Origin of the sequence: Roseibium aggregatum (assembly GCF_014692675.1) — a bacterium.
In the GTDB taxonomy this organism is placed as follows: Bacteria; Pseudomonadota; Alphaproteobacteria; order Rhizobiales; family Stappiaceae; genus Roseibium; species Roseibium aggregatum_C.
This window is the reverse complement of the sequence record NZ_JABFCZ010000007.1, coordinates 135156-151662: the sequence shown is the minus strand read 5'-3', so window position 1 is coordinate 151662 and position 16507 is coordinate 135156. Positions and strand designations below refer to the sequence as shown.

Here is a 16507-nt window from a genome sequence, read left to right as displayed (position 1 = left end):
CCGGGTTCAGTTCTCTTTAAAACAGGCTGCCCTGCGACGTCGGCTTCTTGCTTTCCGTGCTCGCCGGCCTCTTCGCCTTCTTCGCAGGACCGGCAGACCCCGACGTGGCGACCGCGTCGATGGTTCCGTCGGCAAGCTCGATGCTGAGTGCGTCACCGGAAGAGACTGCAGCGGCGGAGCGCACCGGCTGGCCCTTGTCGTCGCGCACCAGCGCATAGCCGCGGGCAAGCACGTCCTTATAGGACAGCGATTTCAGGAGCTTTTCCAGCGCATCCAGCCGGTCGCGGGACTTCGTCAGCCGGGTGGCATAGGCCCGGTTCATGCGCTCCGACAGACCGGACAGGCGCTCGTTGCCGATGGTGATCTGATGCTTGAGCCGGATCGGCGTCAGCCGGTCGGAGACGGCCGCATAGCCCTGACGTTTCTGGCGGACCGCGACCAGCAGCGCGCGTCCCTGGCGCTCGCCGAACCCGTCTAGCTGGTCGCGCGCCTTGGTGGTGACGCGGGCAAGCAGGAAGGGCGACAGGCGGCCGGCCGCATTCTGATAGGTGCTGCGATGGCTGCGGGTGTTGACGATCAGCGACCGTTCCAGGCTGCCGGCGGCGGTGTCGAAACGCTGGCGTGGCAGGGCGAGCAGATCGCGCGGCGCCGGCAGGGCGGCGCCTGCCGCGCGCAGTTCCGTGCGCCGGTTGGAAATGAAGCGGTTCAGGCCGGAGATGAGACGCCGCGACAGGTCGTCGGTCATGCCCATCAGGTCGGCCTTGACCGGCACGGCGATTTCCGCAGCGCCCGTCGGTGTCGGCGCGCGCACGTCGGCGGCAAGATCGATCAGCGTCCAGTCGGTCTCGTGGCCGACAGCGGAAATCAGCGGAATACGGCTTTCCGCCGCCGCCCGGACCACGGCTTCCTCGTTGAAGCCCCACAGATCCTCCAGGCTGCCGCCGCCGCGGGCGACGATCAGGAGATCTGGCCTCGGGATCGGGCCGCCGGGGGCAAGCGCATTGAAGCCGCGGATGCCGTTGGCGACCTCCGCGCCGCAGGTCTCGCCCTGCACCCGGACCGGCCAGACCAGTACGTGCAGGGGAAAGCGGTCGGAAATCCGGTGCAGTATATCGCGGATGACGGCGCCGCTCGGCGAGGTCACGACGCCGATGACCCGCGGCAGGCTCGGCAGCCGCTGCTTGCGCTCTTCTCCAAAGAGACCTTCCGCGGCGAGTTTCCGCTTGCGTTCCTCCAGCAGCGCCATGAGTGCGCCGGCGCCGGCGGGCTCCAGGGCGTCGATGACCATTTGGTATTTCGACTGGCCCGGAAAGGTGGTGATCTTGCCGGTGGCGATCACCTCAAGGCCCTGTTCCGGCTGGATTTTGAGCTTCGAGGCGACCCCGCGCCAGATCACGCCGGACAGGACCGCGCGGTCGTCTTTCAGGTCGAGATAGATGTGGCCGGATCCGGGTCTCGAAATGCGCCCCAGTTCGCCGCGCACGCGCACATAGCCGAAGGCATCCTCCATCGTTTTCTTGATGGAAAAGGAGATTTCGGAGACCGAGAATTCGGCGACGTTGGAAGCGGAGTCTGACAAGGCTGATTCCCTCTGATCCTTGAAAACTGGCCGTCCCGGAGGATCGGGTCAAGAGGCGGAGGTGGCGAGCGGGGGCGGTTTGCGGGTGCGTATATGGGACAGGACCTCGCCGACCGTGGAAAAGACGATGCTTTCGCCGAAGGTCTTAACCAGTTGCAGCCGGCTGCGCGCCGCCGGATCGTCCAGCGTGTGGGCGAAAAGCAGCTCGATTCCGTCGCCGGCAAGCTCCGCCTGGATTTTCTTCAGGGTCTTCAGGGCCGTGAAGTCGATATCGTCCACGCAGGAGAAATCGATACAGAAATACCTGAGGCCTTCGGCGGCGGGCGTGACCAGGTCCTTGATTTCCGCCGCCATCAGCCCCGCGTTGGCGTAATACATGGCGTGGGTGAAGCGGTACACCATCAGGCCCGGTGCCGCCATCACGCGGGTCTTGAGCGGCTGAACCTGCCAGGTCTCGGCGGTTTCGGGCGTGAGCAGCACGTTGACCGGATGATAGCCGTGCCTCGTGTGCACGATGAGCGACAGGACGATCGCAAGCAGGATGCCGGGGCCGACGCCTGCCACGACGACCACGAGGATCGTCACCGCGGACACCCAGAACTCGGCCCTCCGGGTGCGGTGGATTTCCTGTAAGCCTTTCAGGTCGATCAGGTCGATGCCGATCAGAAAGACGAGCGCGGAAAGGGCGGCTTCTGGCAGATAGGCCAGAATATGGGTGAAAAAAAGCAGGACCAGGATGACGATCCCGACTGAAATCAGCATGGAAAGCTGGGTCCGGCCGCCGGCACTTTCGACGATCCGGCTTTTGGTCGGACTGCCGTTGACGACGAAGGTTCCCGTCAGTCCGGCGCCGAGATTGGCAAATCCCAGGGCGCGCAGGTCCATGCCGTCATTCAGCGTCTCGTTGTACTTGGTGGCATAGGCGCGGGCAGTGGCCGCACTCTGGGCGAGTATCACCACCAGCATGGCAAGGGCCACCGGGCCGAGTTGCCAGATGAGCGCGAACGACCAGTCGACATTCGGTAGCGCCAGTTGGGGAAGCCCGCCCGGGACGCTGCCGACGACATCGATCGCGCTTTTGAAGTCGAAAATCCAGCTGACCAGAGTGATCAGCCCAAGGGCGACGATCGCGCCCGGAAAGGACCGGGACAGCCCCCGGAACCCGAGGATCAGCAACAGCGCACTCAGGGAAATGGCCGCAGCCGGCAAACTGACGGACGGCAACAGCGGCAGGAGCAGCGAGAGCTTCGCCAGCCCGCTCGCCTGGGCAATCTTGATGCCGAGCATGCCGGGCAGGGAATTCATGGCGACCTGTATCCCGACGCCCGACAGGAAGCCGACCAGGACGGTCCGGGACAGGAAGTCGGCCATGAAACCGAGGCGGGCGACGCTCGCGACAACCAGCAGCAGCCCGACCAGAAGCGCGATCAGGCCTGCCAGCGCGACGTAATTGGCCGATCCGGCCGCGGCCAGCCCCGCCAGGCTGGTCGCCAGGATCGCGGCAGTCGCCGAATCCGCGCCAACCACCAGATGGCGCGACGATCCAAAGAGCGCGAACAGCGCCATCGGCAGCAGCATGGTGTAGAGCCCGGTGATCACCGGCGTTCCGGCGATCTTCGTGTATCCCATCACTTCCGGGATCGCGACGGCGGCAAGGGTCAGTCCGGCTATCGTTTCGGACAGGATCCGGTCTTTCCTGACGGGCAGGACACCGGCGAGAAGCCGCCGCTTCGGTTTCATTCCGGACAAGATGAGCTCCTTTTGCGGAGCGGATAAAGGGTTGACCGCAATGCCATCTTGGCGAAACGAGGGAAAAAGACAACTCCGGTGGCAAAGACAAGGGAGACCATATGTTTGCCACCCTGAGCGGATATCCCTTGATCGGACATTGTCGTCGGCGACCGGAACAGGGTCCTTTTAACCCGTTGAAAAATTATAAGGGTTCCATACCTTTTCAACGGACCCAAGGCGCACTATTTTGTGCCCAACCCATTTCCCGCCGCGTCCTCCCGGCGGCGGAAAGAGGCATCACGGTATTCATTGACGACGGGCGCCAGAGCCGATGGCTGCGGCGCCCGTCGTCATGGAATTTTTGCATGGACCCTGCGCCAGCGTGACGGGCTGAAACCTGTTAGACTTCATGGCTGGGCGGGGTCGGACGGATAAGGTTCATGATCAAGCGTTTCATCATCGCCATCATTTTGATCGTTCTGGTTTGCGGCGGGCTGGTCGGCTTCAACCTGTTCAAGGAACAGAAGATTGCCGAATACTTTGCCAACCGACCGAGACCGACCGTCACGGTGTCGACCGTGACCGCGGAAGCCCAGTCCTGGAAGCCCGGGATCGAGGCGATCGGGACGGTCGGCGCCCGCCAGGGCGTCGACGTGGCGTCACGGGCGGCCGGGATCGTGACCGGCATCCTGTTTGCCGCCAACGACCAGATCGAAAAAGGGCAACTGCTCGTCCAGCTCGATGACGAGGAAGAGCAGGCGACCCTGATCGCGGCCAAGGCTAACGAGGCGCGCGACAGCCAGGCGCTGAAGCGTGCGACCACGCTGGTCGACAAGGGCGTGAGCTCGACCTCCGCCCTGGACGATGCCAAGGCTGCCCTCGACGCCTCCCGTTCGGTGATGGAACGGGTCAAGGCGCAGATCAACCTGAAGAAGATTCGGGCGCCGTTTTCGGGAACCATCGGCATTCCGAAAATCGACGTCGGCGAGTATCTGCCGGCCGGCACCGTCATCGCCACGCTGCAGGATCTGAAAGTTATGAAGGTCGACTTCACGGTTGCCGAACAGCGCCTTTCCGAGGTGCACATTGGTCAGCCGCTTCACCTGGGCCTTGCCGAAGACGCCATGGGCTATGAAGGCAAGATCACCGGCATCGATCCGAAGATCGATCCCCAGTCGCGCCTGGTCTCGATCCAGGCGGAAGTCGGGAATTCCGACGGCGCCCTGCGCCCGGGCCAGTTCGCCTTCGTCCGTATCGACCTGCCGCAGGAAAACAACATCATCGCGCTGCCGCAAACGGCAGTCGTCCAGAGCCTTTACGGCACCTACGTCTATATGGTTGCCGAAGACGACAAGGCTCCGGCGGCGGCCGACGGCAAGAAGAAGCTGGTGGCGCGCCAGGTGTTCGTGAAGGTCGGCCGCCGCTTCGGCGGCAAGATCGAGATCACCGACGGCGTGAAACCGGGCGATGTGATCGTCTCCGCCGGCCAGAACAAGCTGACGGTCGGCAGTCCGGTGACCATCGACAATACGGTCAATCCGGCGGATACCGCTGAAAAGCCGGGAGCCTGATGTGAATTTCTCGGAGATTTTCATCCGCAGACCGGTTCTGTCCACGGTCGTCAGCCTGCTGATCCTGCTGCTTGGGGCGCAGGGCATCATGAACATGAATGTCCGCCAGTATCCCAAGATCGAGGAAACGGTGATCACGATCACGACCGTGTTCGTCGGCGCGGGCCCCGATCTCGTTCAGGGCTTCATCACCACTCCCATCGCCAAGGCGGTCGGGTCGGCCGAAGGCGTCGACTACGTCAGTTCGAACAGCGCGCTCGGCCTGTCGACGGTGTCCGTCCACATGCGGCTCAACACCGATCCGGACAAGGCCCTGACCGAAGTCATCTCCAAGGTGCAGGAAGTCAGGGGCCAGCTGCCGGACGAGGCCAAGGACCCGGTCATCAAGAAAGGCACCGGCCGGTCCTTTGCGATCATGTATCTGTCGGTTCTGTCCGACAGCATGTCGCCGCAGCAGATTACGGAATTCGTCTCCCGCGTGATCCAGCCGCAGCTGTCGGTCGTCGACGGGGTGGCCGACGCCCAGATCCTGGGCGAGCAGACCTTCGCCATGCGCATCTGGGTCGATCCGATCAAGCTGGCGTCGCGCGGCGTCACCGCGGCCGAAGTCCTGTCCGCGATCCAGGGGGCGAACTTCCTGTCCTCGCCGGGCAAGACGGAAGGCGAATATGTCGCCTACCAGATCGCCGCGAAGACGACGCTGCAGACGCCCGAGGCCTTCGGAGCATTGCCGGTCAGCGGCGAGGGCACGGAGGTGGTCCGTCTCAGGGACGTGGCGGATGTGACGCTCGGCAGCGAAAGCACGGACGTCCGCGTCTCTTTCAACGGCCAGCAGGGCGTGTTCCTCGGCATCATGCCGACGCCGGCCGCGAACCCGCTCGACACCGCCGCCGGTGTCCGGGCGGAACTGCCGCGGCTTCAGGCGAACATGCCCAAGGGCACGTCGATCCAGGTGGTCTACGATTCCACCAAGTTCATTTCCGCCTCGATCGAGGAAGTGTTCAAGACCATCGGCGAAGCCGTCGCGATCGTGGTTCTGGTGATTCTGCTGTTCCTCGGCTCCTTCCGGGCGGTGCTGGTGCCGATCGTGACCATTCCCTTGTCGCTGATCGGGGTCTGCTTCTTCCTCTGGGCGCTCGATTATTCGCTCAACACGCTGACGCTCCTGGCCATGGTGCTTGCGATCGGTCTCGTGGTGGATGACGCCATCGTGGTGGTGGAAAACATCCACCGGCATCTGGAGGACGGGCTCAAACCGATGCAGGCGGCGATCGTCGGCATGCGCGAGATCTTCGGTCCCGTGGTTGCCATGACCATCACGCTCGGCGCCGTTTATGCGCCGATCGGGTTCACGCAAGGGCTGACCGGAGCCTTGTTCCGGGAATTTGCCTTCACGCTGGCCGGGGCCGTGTTCATCTCCGGGTTCGTCGCGGTGACCCTGTCGCCGATGATGTCGGCCCGGCTTCTGGTGGCCCATGGCAGCCGGTTCCAGGTCTTCATCGACAAGGTGTTCACGAAGCTCACCCATTGGTACGGCCGGCGGCTGAACTTTTCGCTCGACTACAAGCCGGTGACGCTTCTGATCGTGGTGTCGCTTCTGGCGACGTCCGCGTTCCTGTTTCTGAAGACATCGAGCGAACTGGCGCCGGACGAGGATCAGGGCGCGTTGTTTGCCATGGTGACGGCGCCGCAATATGCCACGGCCGATTACACCCAGCTCTACACCAACCAGTTCTATTCCATGACGGACGATGTTCCGGGCGTCCAGGCCAGGTTCCAGATCGTGGGAACGGGTTCCCCCAATTCCGCCTTCGCCATCTGGGCGCTGAAGCCGTGGGGCGAGCGGGCGCAGTCCCAGAAAGACATCAAGGGGATGATCCAGGGGCGGATCTCCAAATCCGCCGGCGTCCAGGCGTTCGTCTTCTCGCCGCCTTCCCTTCCCGGGTCCGGCGGCGGCCTGCCGATCCAGCTCGTCCTGCAGACGACCGGGTCGGCGGAACAGGTCTACGAGGTCGCCGAAGAGGTCAAGAACAAGGCGATGGCCGCCGGCAAGTTCATCGTTGTCCAGGATTCCATGTCCTTCGAAAAGCCGCAGGCCACGGTCCTGATCGATCGCGAGCGTGCGGCCGCGCTCGGTGTGCCGGTCTCCACCATCGGTGGAACGCTGAATATCCTGGTGGGCAATGCCAGCGTTTCCAAGTTCGACCGGGATGGCCGCTCCTACGAGATCATTCCCCAGGTGGCCAAGGAATACCGGATGAACCCCGATCTGCTCGGCGGTTTCTACGTCCGCTCCGCGAGCGGGGACATGGTGCCGCTGTCGGCCGTGGTGAAGGTTTCGATCGGGGCAACGGCGGTTTCCATCGAGCAGTTCAACCAGCTGAATTCGGCGACGATTTCGGCCCTGCCGCTGCCGACGGTCACCACCGGCGACGGCCTTGCCGAACTGCAGCGGATCACGAGCGAGACGATCCCCTCCGGCTTCTTCGTCGACTACGCCGGACAGTCGCGTCTTGAGGTCCAGCAGGGCAACACGATCCTGATCGCCTTTGCCCTCGCGGTCATCGTGATCTACCTGGTCCTGGCGGCCCAGTTCGAAAGCTTCCGCGATCCGTTCATCATCATGATGACCGTGCCGCTGTCGATCTTCGGCGCCCTTGTGCCGCTGAACCTCGGGCTCGGCACGCTGAACATCTATACCCAGGTCGGCCTGATCACCCTCGTGGGGCTGATCACCAAGCACGGCATCCTGATGGTGGAATTCGCCAATGCGCAGCGCGAGCAGCGCGGCATGTCGAAGCGCGAGGCGATCGTTGAGGCGGCACGGGAGCGGTTGCGGCCGATCCTGATGACGACGGGCGCCATGGTGCTCGGCGTTCTGCCGCTGGTCATCGCCGAGGGCGCCGGCGCCGCAGCCCGCTACTCCATCGGCCTGGTGATCTTCACCGGCATGTCCGTCGGCACGATGTTCACCCTGTTCGTGGTGCCGATGTTCTACATGTATGTCGGCCACGCGGATAAGGCGCCCGCAGAAGCCGGGGACAAGGCTGAACCTGCGGAACCGCCTGCGGCCGGACAGCCCGCCTGATTTCGAACGCCGGCCCCAATAGGCAGGCGTTCGTTTTTCATAGCGGCCGGCACAGACTGGGGACGCGGCCTGACCGGCCATTGAAATCGGACCCAAAGCGGCCTTACCCTGTTCCCCCATGTCCAGATACGACTTCAAAATGCAGCGTCTGTTCGTTCGCCCGCTTCTTGCTCCGGGCGCGTCGATAGAAGCCGACCGCAGTCAGGCGAACTATCTTCTCAACGTCCTGCGCCTCAAGGACACCGACCGGATCCTTGTCTTCAACGGCAAGGACGGCGAGTGGCTTGCCGAGGTCGTCGCCACCGGCCGCAAGTCCTGCCTGTTGAAACTGGTGGAGCAGGTCCGCGAGCAGACATCCACCATCGATCTGCAATATCTCTTTGCGCCGCTGAAACACGCGCGCCTGGATTACATGGTGCAAAAGGCGGTGGAGATGGGGGCCGGCGGCCTCAGGCCGGTGATGACCCAGTATACCCAGGCAAGCCGGGTCAATCTGGAGCGCATGGAAGCCAACATCATCGAGGCGGCCGAGCAATGCGGCGTCATCGCGGTGCCGCAGGTACTGGAGCCGATGGCGCTCAAGGACCTCGTGGGCTCATGGGCCGAGACGCAGGCCGACCGGCGCCTGCTGTATTGCGATGAAGGCGAGGAAACCCATAACCCGCTTCAAGCTCTTGCCGATCTGGCGGACAGGGGGCCGGCGCCGCTCGCGGTCCTGATCGGTCCGGAGGGCGGGTTCTCGCCGGAAGAAAGGGAGCTTCTGCGCGCCCAGAGCTTCGTGACGCCGATTCCGCTTGGACCCAGAATCCTTCGGGCCGATACTGCGGCGGTGGCCGCGCTGGCGATTGTTCAGGCAACCCTGGGCGACTGGAACTGACACGCGTCGGAGCCCTTACGATGGACCAGGAAATCATCCCGCCGGGCAAGGAGCTGGTCCAACCGGATCCGAACGGTGATGAGCCGGCAGCCGGACGACCGCGCGTCCGGCGTTTCCGTCTTCCGGTGGGTGTCGCGCTCGGGCTTGTCTTTGCCGTGACCCTCGTCCTGATCTGCGGCCTGATCATTGCCTATATGTCGATCTCCAGCCAGCACATCGCCGGCGGTCTGCTCAGTGAACGGGCCGCGGCGACGCTTTCGGGCAACCGGGAGATCCTGGACAGTTTCTTCAAGGAGCAGAACCTTGCCTTCCAGGCGGTCGCTATCGGGACGGAGCAGGGGCGGGTGCAACTGGACGATGCCGGTTTGTCCCGCTACCGGGCGCTTTTCCCCGACGGGACAGAGCTGAGCCTCGGCCCGTCGCCGGTTCCGCAGGTGGGGCCGGCGAAACCGCTGGTCTGGACCGGGTTCGACTATGCGCCCCAATTGAAGACAGCGGTGCTGAGAGCCGAGGAGGATCTCGGCAACGGCCAGATCCTGGTCGCGCATTATCCGCGCTCGGTCTTCGAGACCCTCGCGGCGAAGATGCGCCGGAGGGCGAACCAGAAACCGTTCCTGCTGTCGGACAGGACGACCGCGCTGGCCATCACCGATGTCGATGCCGCGGCTTTTTCCGGAACCCCCGAGGCACCGTTGCCGCAATTGCGGCGACTGGCCTCGACGCCACTGCGCAATCTCTGGGCGGACGAGCCGGGCAGCCATGTGATGACCGGTTCTGCGCGCGGTCGTGTCTTTCCCGCCGACCGCGGCATGTACACGGCCGTTTATGACGAGATCAGCGCGGGACCGGCCAAGGGCTGGGTGATCGGAATTCTGTACCGCGCCGAAGACTTCGGCGCGGCGTTCGACAAGTCGCGCGTCATCCTTGTTGCCGCCGGCTTCGCGCTGCTGATCGGGGCGGCGATCTCCTTTGCGGTCGGCCGGCTGCTGGGGCGTCCGCTGACGCGCCTGTCGCAGGCGGCCGGTCATATTCACGATCTGGATTTCGATGCGGTGGCGCCGTTGCCGGCCTCCAGGCTGGCGGAGCTCGATGATGTGAATTCCGCCTTCAACGGGACGCTCGGCGCCTTGAGCGCGTTCGCGCGCTATGTGCCGCGCGAGCTGGTCAGGCGCCTGATCGCGGAAGGGATGACGGACCCGCATCAGAGCGAAATCCGGGACATGACCATCGTCTTTACCGATCTGGCCGGATTCACCAGCCTCGCATCCCATCTGAGTGCGGAGGAAACGGCCACCTATCTGAACCGGTATTTCGAGACGGTGTCGGATGCGATCACGAAGGAAAAAGGGACCATCGATAAATATATCGGCGATGGAGTCATGGCCTTCTGGGGCGCGCCGAGCGATCAGCCCGATCACGCCGAACACGCGATCGCATCGGTCAAGGCGCTTGCCGAAAAGGTTGCCGCTTCCGATACGCCCGGCATGCGCCTGAGAATCGGTGTACACAGCGGCAAGGTGGTGGTCGGGAATTTCGGCTCTTCCAGCCGCATGAATTACACGGTTATCGGCGATGCGGTGAATGTCGCCGCACGCCTTCAGGAATACGGAAAAACCGTTGATCCGGATGCGCAGGTGATCATTCTGGCGAGCGGGGAAACCGTATCGCGGCTGCAGGGAAAATATCGGGCGGACAGTATCGGGAACATCTCTCTGCGCGGCCGCGAACAGGCGACGGCGGTCTTCAGAATTTCGTGAGTCCAGGCCATACCCGAAATCCGCTCCATTGGTCTGCCTTGCGTTTCGGACCAATCAGTCCTAAATGCCTGCAGTCGTTCGATGTTCACGAGAACGAAATGACTCACCGCGTATGTGCATGGCCGATCGGTTGGCTCATGTATGCACCGACATGAAATTGAGGACAGTCTGAATGGCTCGCGACACCGTCGATTCGACGCCGATTGAAGGCACTGCTGCGCTTGCCGCCACGCTTGAGGAAGGCTGCAAGCCAGTTGACCGGTTCCGGATCGGAACGGAACACGAGAAATTCGGTTTCCACCTGTCCGATTTGTCTCCGATTCCCTACGGCGGGCCGCATGGCGTTGAGGCCGTCCTCACGGGTATGGAAAAGCTGCTCGGCTGGGAACGGATCGAGGATGCCGGAAAAATCATCGGGCTGGCCGATCCGGTCGGCGGCGGTGCCATTTCCATCGAACCGGGCGGACAGTTCGAGCTGTCGGGTGCCCCGCTCGACAATCTCCATGAAACCTGCCGGGAAACGAATGCGCACCTGGCGCAGGTCCGCGAGGTCGCGGACCCGCTCGGCATCGGTTTCCTGGGAACCGGCATGACGCCCACATGGCGACGCGAAGACGTTCCGGCCATGCCGAAGTCGCGTTACGAGATCATGACCCGCTACATGCCGAAGGTCGGCAGCCTCGGGCTGGACATGATGTACCGGACCTCGACCATCCAGGTGAACCTGGACTTCGCTTCCGAAGCCGACATGGCGCTGAAGATGCGCGTCGGTCTGGCCCTGCAGCCGATCGCAACCGCGATCTTCGCCAATTCGCCCTTCACCGACGGCAAGCCCAACGGCTTCAAATCCTTCCGCGCGCACATCTGGACCGATACGGATGCGGACCGGACCGGCGATATGCCGTTCGCCTTCGAAGACGGCTTCGGCTTCGAAGCTTATGTGGACTGGGCCATCGATGTGCCGATGTATTTCGTCAAGCGCGGCGACGCCTATCACGACGTCACCGGCACCACGTTCCGGGAGTTCATGAACGGAGCCCTTGAGGGCCGCATTCCGGATGCCCGCCCGAACCTCGGCGACTGGAACAATCACCTGTCCACCCTGTTCCCGGATGTGCGTTTGAAGAAATATATCGAGATGCGCGGCGCGGACGGCGGTCCGTGGCGCCGGATCTGCGCGCTGCCGGCGTTCTGGGTCGGCCTGCTTTACGACGACGGTGTTCTGGATCAGGCCTGGCAGCTTGTGAAGGACTGGACCCGAGAGGAACGGGCAGCCTTGCGGTCCGGCGTTCCGAAGGACGCCCTGCAGACTGCCTTCCGCTCCGGCACCGTCCTCGATGTCGCCAGGGAGGCCCTGGCGCTTTCCAGTGAAGGTTTGAAGCGGCGCGCCCGTTTCAGCGACGGTGATCTGGACGAGCGGGTTCATCTGGCGCCGATCGAGGAGGGGCTGGCAGCCGGCATGTGCCCCGCGGACGTCCTGCTGCAACGCTACAACGGCAGCTGGAACGGCGACCTGACCCACATCTTCAAGGAATATGCCTATTAGGGGTAAGTCCCCTAAACATTCGCCGAAATTGAACTTCTTGAAAAACCGCGAATTGACCTGAGCGGGCCGAACGCCGATCATGCTGATTGGCGAAACGTTTCAGGGCTTCGGCGATGGCAGATGACACCGGCTTCACTTACCCGTTTGATCTGGCTGCCATTGCAGAGGATATGCAGCAGCGATTCGGCTGGTCGAATCAGGACCTGAGCGATGCCATGTCCCGGCTCATGCCCGCCGCGATGGCCGGTTTCAGGCATTTCGGGCCGCAATCCTTGTCGCCCTTCCAGGCTCCTGCCGCGGAGCCCTTCAATTTCTTCGATCCGCTAAGGCTGTTCGGCAAGACCGGGCAGGCGGCAACGAACGAACAGCTTTCGCCCTTCTTCGGTCCTGAGTTCGTGCGCAAGGCGGTTGCCGAACAGATCGCCCAGGCGACCGGGCTGCAGCAGAAGGCTGTTCAGGAAATGATGCCGGTGGCAGCGACACTGGCCATGTCGCAGGTCGTCAGGCCGTATCTGCACAGTGACGCGCAGGAACTTCTGGACGCCTTCGTGCGCGGCTTCGTCCGGGGACGACCCAAGCCGGTCCCGAAGCCGATGGACTATGTCCAGGGCTATGCCGAGGCGGTCAATGCGTTCTGGTCCCATTTCCTCAAGCCGCTGGAGCGCAAGGATGCGGAAGACGATCGTGCGGAAGAGGAAGAAGAGATCGAAGCCGAACCCGCTGCGGATGACGAGGACGCCGTCACGGACGATAGCGAGACCGAGAACAGCGAGCCCGAGAGCAAGGCGGAAGGGTCCGAATTCGACACCATGATGGCAAGCTGGATGGCCGCAGGCCGGGACTTTCAGTCAAGCCAGTTCGAGGCTTTCGACAGCTTCTTCAATCGCGCGGCCCGGGACCTGGGAAACACGTCCGGCAAAGCGGATTAGGGTCCGTACCCGAAAAAAAGGCCCGCCGGGGGTGGCGGGCCAGTGAGGTGTCAGCACAGGTGCCGACGGGGCTGCAGTAAGCAGATCGGATCAGGCGGCCAGCTTGGGCTTGCGCTCCTGAAGTTTGATCACAGTCGCTTCCGACGCGTCGGACGGATGGCCGTCGGCAATCGGCAGGCGGTCCTGGACAATCGGCCGGAAGGTTACGCGTTTCTCGTCCGCCCAGCCGCTCAGAACGGGGGTCGGGTCGCTGAACAGCGGAAGCTGCAGGGCGCGACGAACATCACCCCGGGTCAGGCCGATGTCCTCGAGCTGGCTGTCCGACAATTCGTACAATTTGACGATCTGGCGCCGGTTCTTGAACACGCGCCATACACGGGCAATCGCATGGCCGATGGCTACGGTCGGGCTCAGTCTTGCAAAAGGTGTCATGGCAAAATGCGTCATGGCAAAATTCTCCTGTTAACCGGCAAACTATGTTTGCAGGTTCGCTCGGCGCCGGCAGTCCGGCGGTTCGTCGTCTTGGGACAATAGGAAGATGGCAAATCAGGTTGCATATATCCAACGAATGTTTGTTATTTAAACAATCACATATAGTTATGGTTTTGTAACTATTTGGAAAATAATGGAAATATTGATTTTTAGCTGATTTTTATGCGTAAATCTCGGCAAAATTCATGCAATTTTTCCAATGGGAGCGGGGTGGAAAGGCGAGCGGGCGACCGGCAATGACCTGCCTCTTGGTGTGCAAGCGTTCTTGATGTATGCTTAGCAAACGATCAAAATCGCTTATAAGAATACCTGTCGGCAGGTCTCTCATGAATCATGTGCTGGACATCGATCAGCTGCGAACGTTTCTGGCGATCGCGGAACTCGGAAGTTTCACCAAGGCCGGGGAGGCCGTGCACAAGACCGAGTCGGCCGTGTCCATGCAGATGCGCCGTCTGGAAGAACGCCTCGGCCTTCCGATCTTCGCCAAGGACGGCCGGCAGTCGCGCCTGACGGAAGACGGGCAGCGCCTGCTCGAATATGCCCGGCGCATGATCAGCCTCAACGACGAGACCCTCTCCGCATTCGGCAACCGCAAGGAAGTCGGCCAAGTAAAGCTCGGCGTGCCCGACGACTATGCCGATCGTCTGCTGCCCCAGGTTCTGGCGGCCTTCAACCGGCTCAATCCGTCGATCGAGATACAGGTGGAATGCTCCGGCAGCATCCGTCTGGGCTCCGCGATCCAGGAGGGCAAGCTGGACGTGGCCATCGTCACCTCTGACGATCAGTCGGAATCGCGGGGCGAGGTCATTCGCCGTGAACCGCTTTACTGGGTGTCGTCCAGCCAGCATTGCGCCCATACCATGGAAGTGGTCCGGCTGGCCGTGGGGCCGTCGACCTGCTACTGGAGGCGCCTGTCGATGGAGGCCCTGGACCGGATCAACCGTTCCTACAAGGTCGCCTATGTCAGCTCCAGTGCATCGGCCCTGGTCGGTGCTGTACAGGCGGGCCTGGCCGTGACGGTTTTCCCCGAAAGCGCGGTCCGCGACGGCATGCGCATTCTGGAAGAAAAGGACGGCTTCCCGGCGCTTCCGCCGTGTGAGATCAGCCTGTTGCGTTCGACTTCCGCACGCCAGCCGATGCACGACACCTTGTGCAATCACATCGTCGCGGCCATCGGCAACGTGGCGCACCAGATCGCCGCGGAATGATCGCGGCAGAATAGGCCGGTAACACGCACCTGTTATCGTTTCCTCAGCATCATGACATTGCCGGTCAGCACCAGGAGCAGGCCGGCAAAGGCGCTTCCCGTCCAGTGGTAGCCTTCGAACACGGTCGAAACCGCCAGGGCGATGACGGGAAAGATGACGGTGGCATAGCCGGCGCGCGCCGAGCCGATGCGTCCGAGCAGCCTCAGATAGGAGGCAAAGGCGATCACCGAGGCGATGACGGCGAGATAGGCGAGGCTTCCCAGATAGGGGAGGGTCCACTCGACCGTGAAGTCGTTGCCCCTGACGGCAGCAAAAATCCCGAGAAAGACGGCGCCGTAGAGCATGCCCCATGTGGTGGCCGGCGTGACCGCGATACCCGTTCGCTGGGTCGAGGCCGACAGCATGTTGCCCAGGCAGAAGGAAACCGTTCCAAGGGTGCACAGCAGCAGCCCAAGGGCTGCCTGATAATCGATTTCCGCACCCAGGATCTGCGGCCTGAACATCAGCGCAACGCCGGAAAAACCGATCAGACCGGCCGCAAGGGTGGCAAGGCTGGGCTTCTGGCCGAACAGGACGAAGGCGAGGAACAGGTTGAACACGGATGTCAGCGAAAACACCACCGCAAGCAGTCCGGACGGCAACAGCTGGGCGCCGTAGTAAAAGAAGGTGAAGTTCGTCGAAAAGATCAGCGCGCCCAGGCCTGCGAACCGGATATGTGCCCGCCAGCCGAAACGAAGGTCGTGCCGTCGGTAGAAGCTCCAGCCGAACATGACCGCCGATGCCAGAACGAAGCGCCAGAAAACCGAAACTTCCGGAGCGACAATGCCGACCTGTCCCTTCATGGCAATCCAGCTGAAGCCCCAGGCAAGGACCGTTGCGCCGTAAAGGCCGTAATCTGTGGCCGACAGAACCGGTTCCCGGCTGGTATCGATGGAAGTGGAAACGGACATGGAGATCCCGGTCAGATTGGTATGCCGCAATCTGCGCCCAAAATCGTTTCACTACAAATGATTGTTCGTGATCGATTGATCAGGAAGTTTGAACATTACCCGCGGGCCGTTTTGGCACTTGGATGCCAGTGCGGCCGGTAACCGTTGGCAAGCGTTTCGCAGACACATTCCGGTGTCAGGACCGTGACCTCTTCCAAAGGCGGCTTCACGGCTGAAGCCTTGTATCCGTCCACGGTCCAGGCGATCAGGCCGCGGTCATAGAGCGCATAAGGCGTGCCGTCGATGGCAACAAAGGCGCCGTCGGGCAGATCGGCAAGGCGGGCATGGAAGTGCCGTTGGGTGCGACCCTCAAGCCGGTCTCCGTGCAGGACCTTGTCCATGCGGTCGGTCGAAAACGCATTCGGCTCCAGCCGGTTCCGGGGAAAGGCCTCTACAAAGGCTTTGGCGTCTTCTCTGCGGCACTCGAAGCAGGGGCGATGGCCGGCAGCAAGCGCGGTGGCTTCGTCCAGAAAAAACAGCTCCGTGTAGCCATCGCCCATGATCTCCCGGCGTCGCCCCTTGAAGTCGGTGACGCAACAGATCCAGCGCCGCGAGGCCCAGCGGCGGTTCGTCAGCGTCTTTGTTTCCGGGTCGTGGATCCTGCCGCCGCGATTTCCCATGAACAGGCCGCGCGCCGGTGAGGCGATGATGTCGCCGGTGGGCGTCATCCGGTTTTGCAGCGGTGCTTTTGTCGACATCCAGGGCCCCTCCACGAAAGTCTCGTCATGTTCGCGGAAGCC

At 62.7% G+C, this 16507-nt stretch carries 12 protein-coding genes; 7 read left to right on the top strand and 5 right to left on the bottom strand.

The features are described from left to right. Nucleotides 1-16: 16 nt before the first annotated feature. A complete protein-coding gene (gene xseA, locus HK439_RS07805) occupies nt 17-1579 on the bottom strand; it encodes an exodeoxyribonuclease VII large subunit (protein ID WP_190290833.1) in 1563 nt (520 codons plus the stop codon). A gap of 48 nt (nt 1580-1627) precedes the next feature. After that, nucleotides 1628-3319, bottom strand: coding sequence for a SulP family inorganic anion transporter (locus tag HK439_RS07800; RefSeq protein ID WP_235987696.1), 1692 nt, complete (start codon nt 3317-3319; stop codon nt 1628-1630). Nucleotides 3320-3750: 431 nt separating this feature from the next. On the opposite strand from HK439_RS07800, the gene HK439_RS07795 reads away from it, so the two are divergent. The 6 genes from HK439_RS07795 (at nt 3751) to HK439_RS07770 (ending at nt 13078) form a co-directional block, all read left to right on the top strand. Continuing rightward, complete coding sequence (locus HK439_RS07795) at nt 3751-4881, top strand: efflux RND transporter periplasmic adaptor subunit (RefSeq protein ID WP_190290831.1); 1131 nt, start codon at nt 3751-3753, stop codon at nt 4879-4881. A gap of 1 nt (nt 4882) precedes the next feature. Further along, on the top strand, nt 4883-7969 hold the full coding sequence (locus tag HK439_RS07790) for an efflux RND transporter permease subunit (RefSeq protein ID WP_190290830.1): 3087 nt from the start codon (nt 4883-4885) through the stop codon (nt 7967-7969). 118 nt (nt 7970-8087) lie between these two features. Continuing rightward, nucleotides 8088-8846 carry a 16S rRNA (uracil(1498)-N(3))-methyltransferase gene (locus tag HK439_RS07785; protein ID WP_190290829.1) on the top strand — a complete coding sequence of 253 codons (759 nt, stop codon included), beginning with the start codon at nt 8088-8090 and terminating at the stop codon, nt 8844-8846. Nucleotides 8847-8866: 20 nt separating this feature from the next. Beyond that, nucleotides 8867-10603: an adenylate/guanylate cyclase domain-containing protein gene (locus HK439_RS07780; protein ID WP_190290828.1), complete on the top strand. Its 1737-nt coding sequence runs from the start codon at nt 8867-8869 to the stop codon at nt 10601-10603. A gap of 172 nt (nt 10604-10775) precedes the next feature. Next, on the top strand, nt 10776-12149 hold the full coding sequence (locus HK439_RS07775) for a glutamate--cysteine ligase (RefSeq protein WP_190290827.1): 1374 nt from the start codon (nt 10776-10778) through the stop codon (nt 12147-12149). Between the two features lie 113 nt (nt 12150-12262). Beyond that, complete coding sequence (locus HK439_RS07770) at nt 12263-13078, top strand: DUF937 domain-containing protein (protein WP_190290826.1); 816 nt, start codon at nt 12263-12265, stop codon at nt 13076-13078. 90 nt (nt 13079-13168) lie between these two features. Here the strand turns inward: HK439_RS07770 and HK439_RS07765 are convergent, their stop codons facing one another. Then, entirely contained in the window at nt 13169-13525 is a 357-nt protein-coding gene (locus HK439_RS07765) for a DUF1127 domain-containing protein (RefSeq protein WP_190290825.1), read from the bottom strand. 371 nt (nt 13526-13896) lie between these two features. On the opposite strand from HK439_RS07765, the gene HK439_RS07760 reads away from it, so the two are divergent. Further along, entirely contained in the window at nt 13897-14778 is an 882-nt protein-coding gene (locus HK439_RS07760) for a LysR substrate-binding domain-containing protein (RefSeq protein ID WP_190290824.1), read from the top strand. Nucleotides 14779-14810: 32 nt separating this feature from the next. On the opposite strand, the gene HK439_RS07755 is transcribed toward HK439_RS07760, so the two are convergent. Beyond that, entirely contained in the window at nt 14811-15728 is a 918-nt protein-coding gene (locus HK439_RS07755; protein ID WP_190290823.1) for a DMT family transporter, read from the bottom strand. Nucleotides 15729-15823: 95 nt separating this feature from the next. Beyond that, nucleotides 15824-16465 carry a hypothetical protein gene (locus tag HK439_RS07750; RefSeq protein WP_190290822.1) on the bottom strand — a complete coding sequence of 214 codons (642 nt, stop codon included), beginning with the start codon at nt 16463-16465 and terminating at the stop codon, nt 15824-15826. Between the last annotated feature and the right edge of the window lie 42 nt (nt 16466-16507).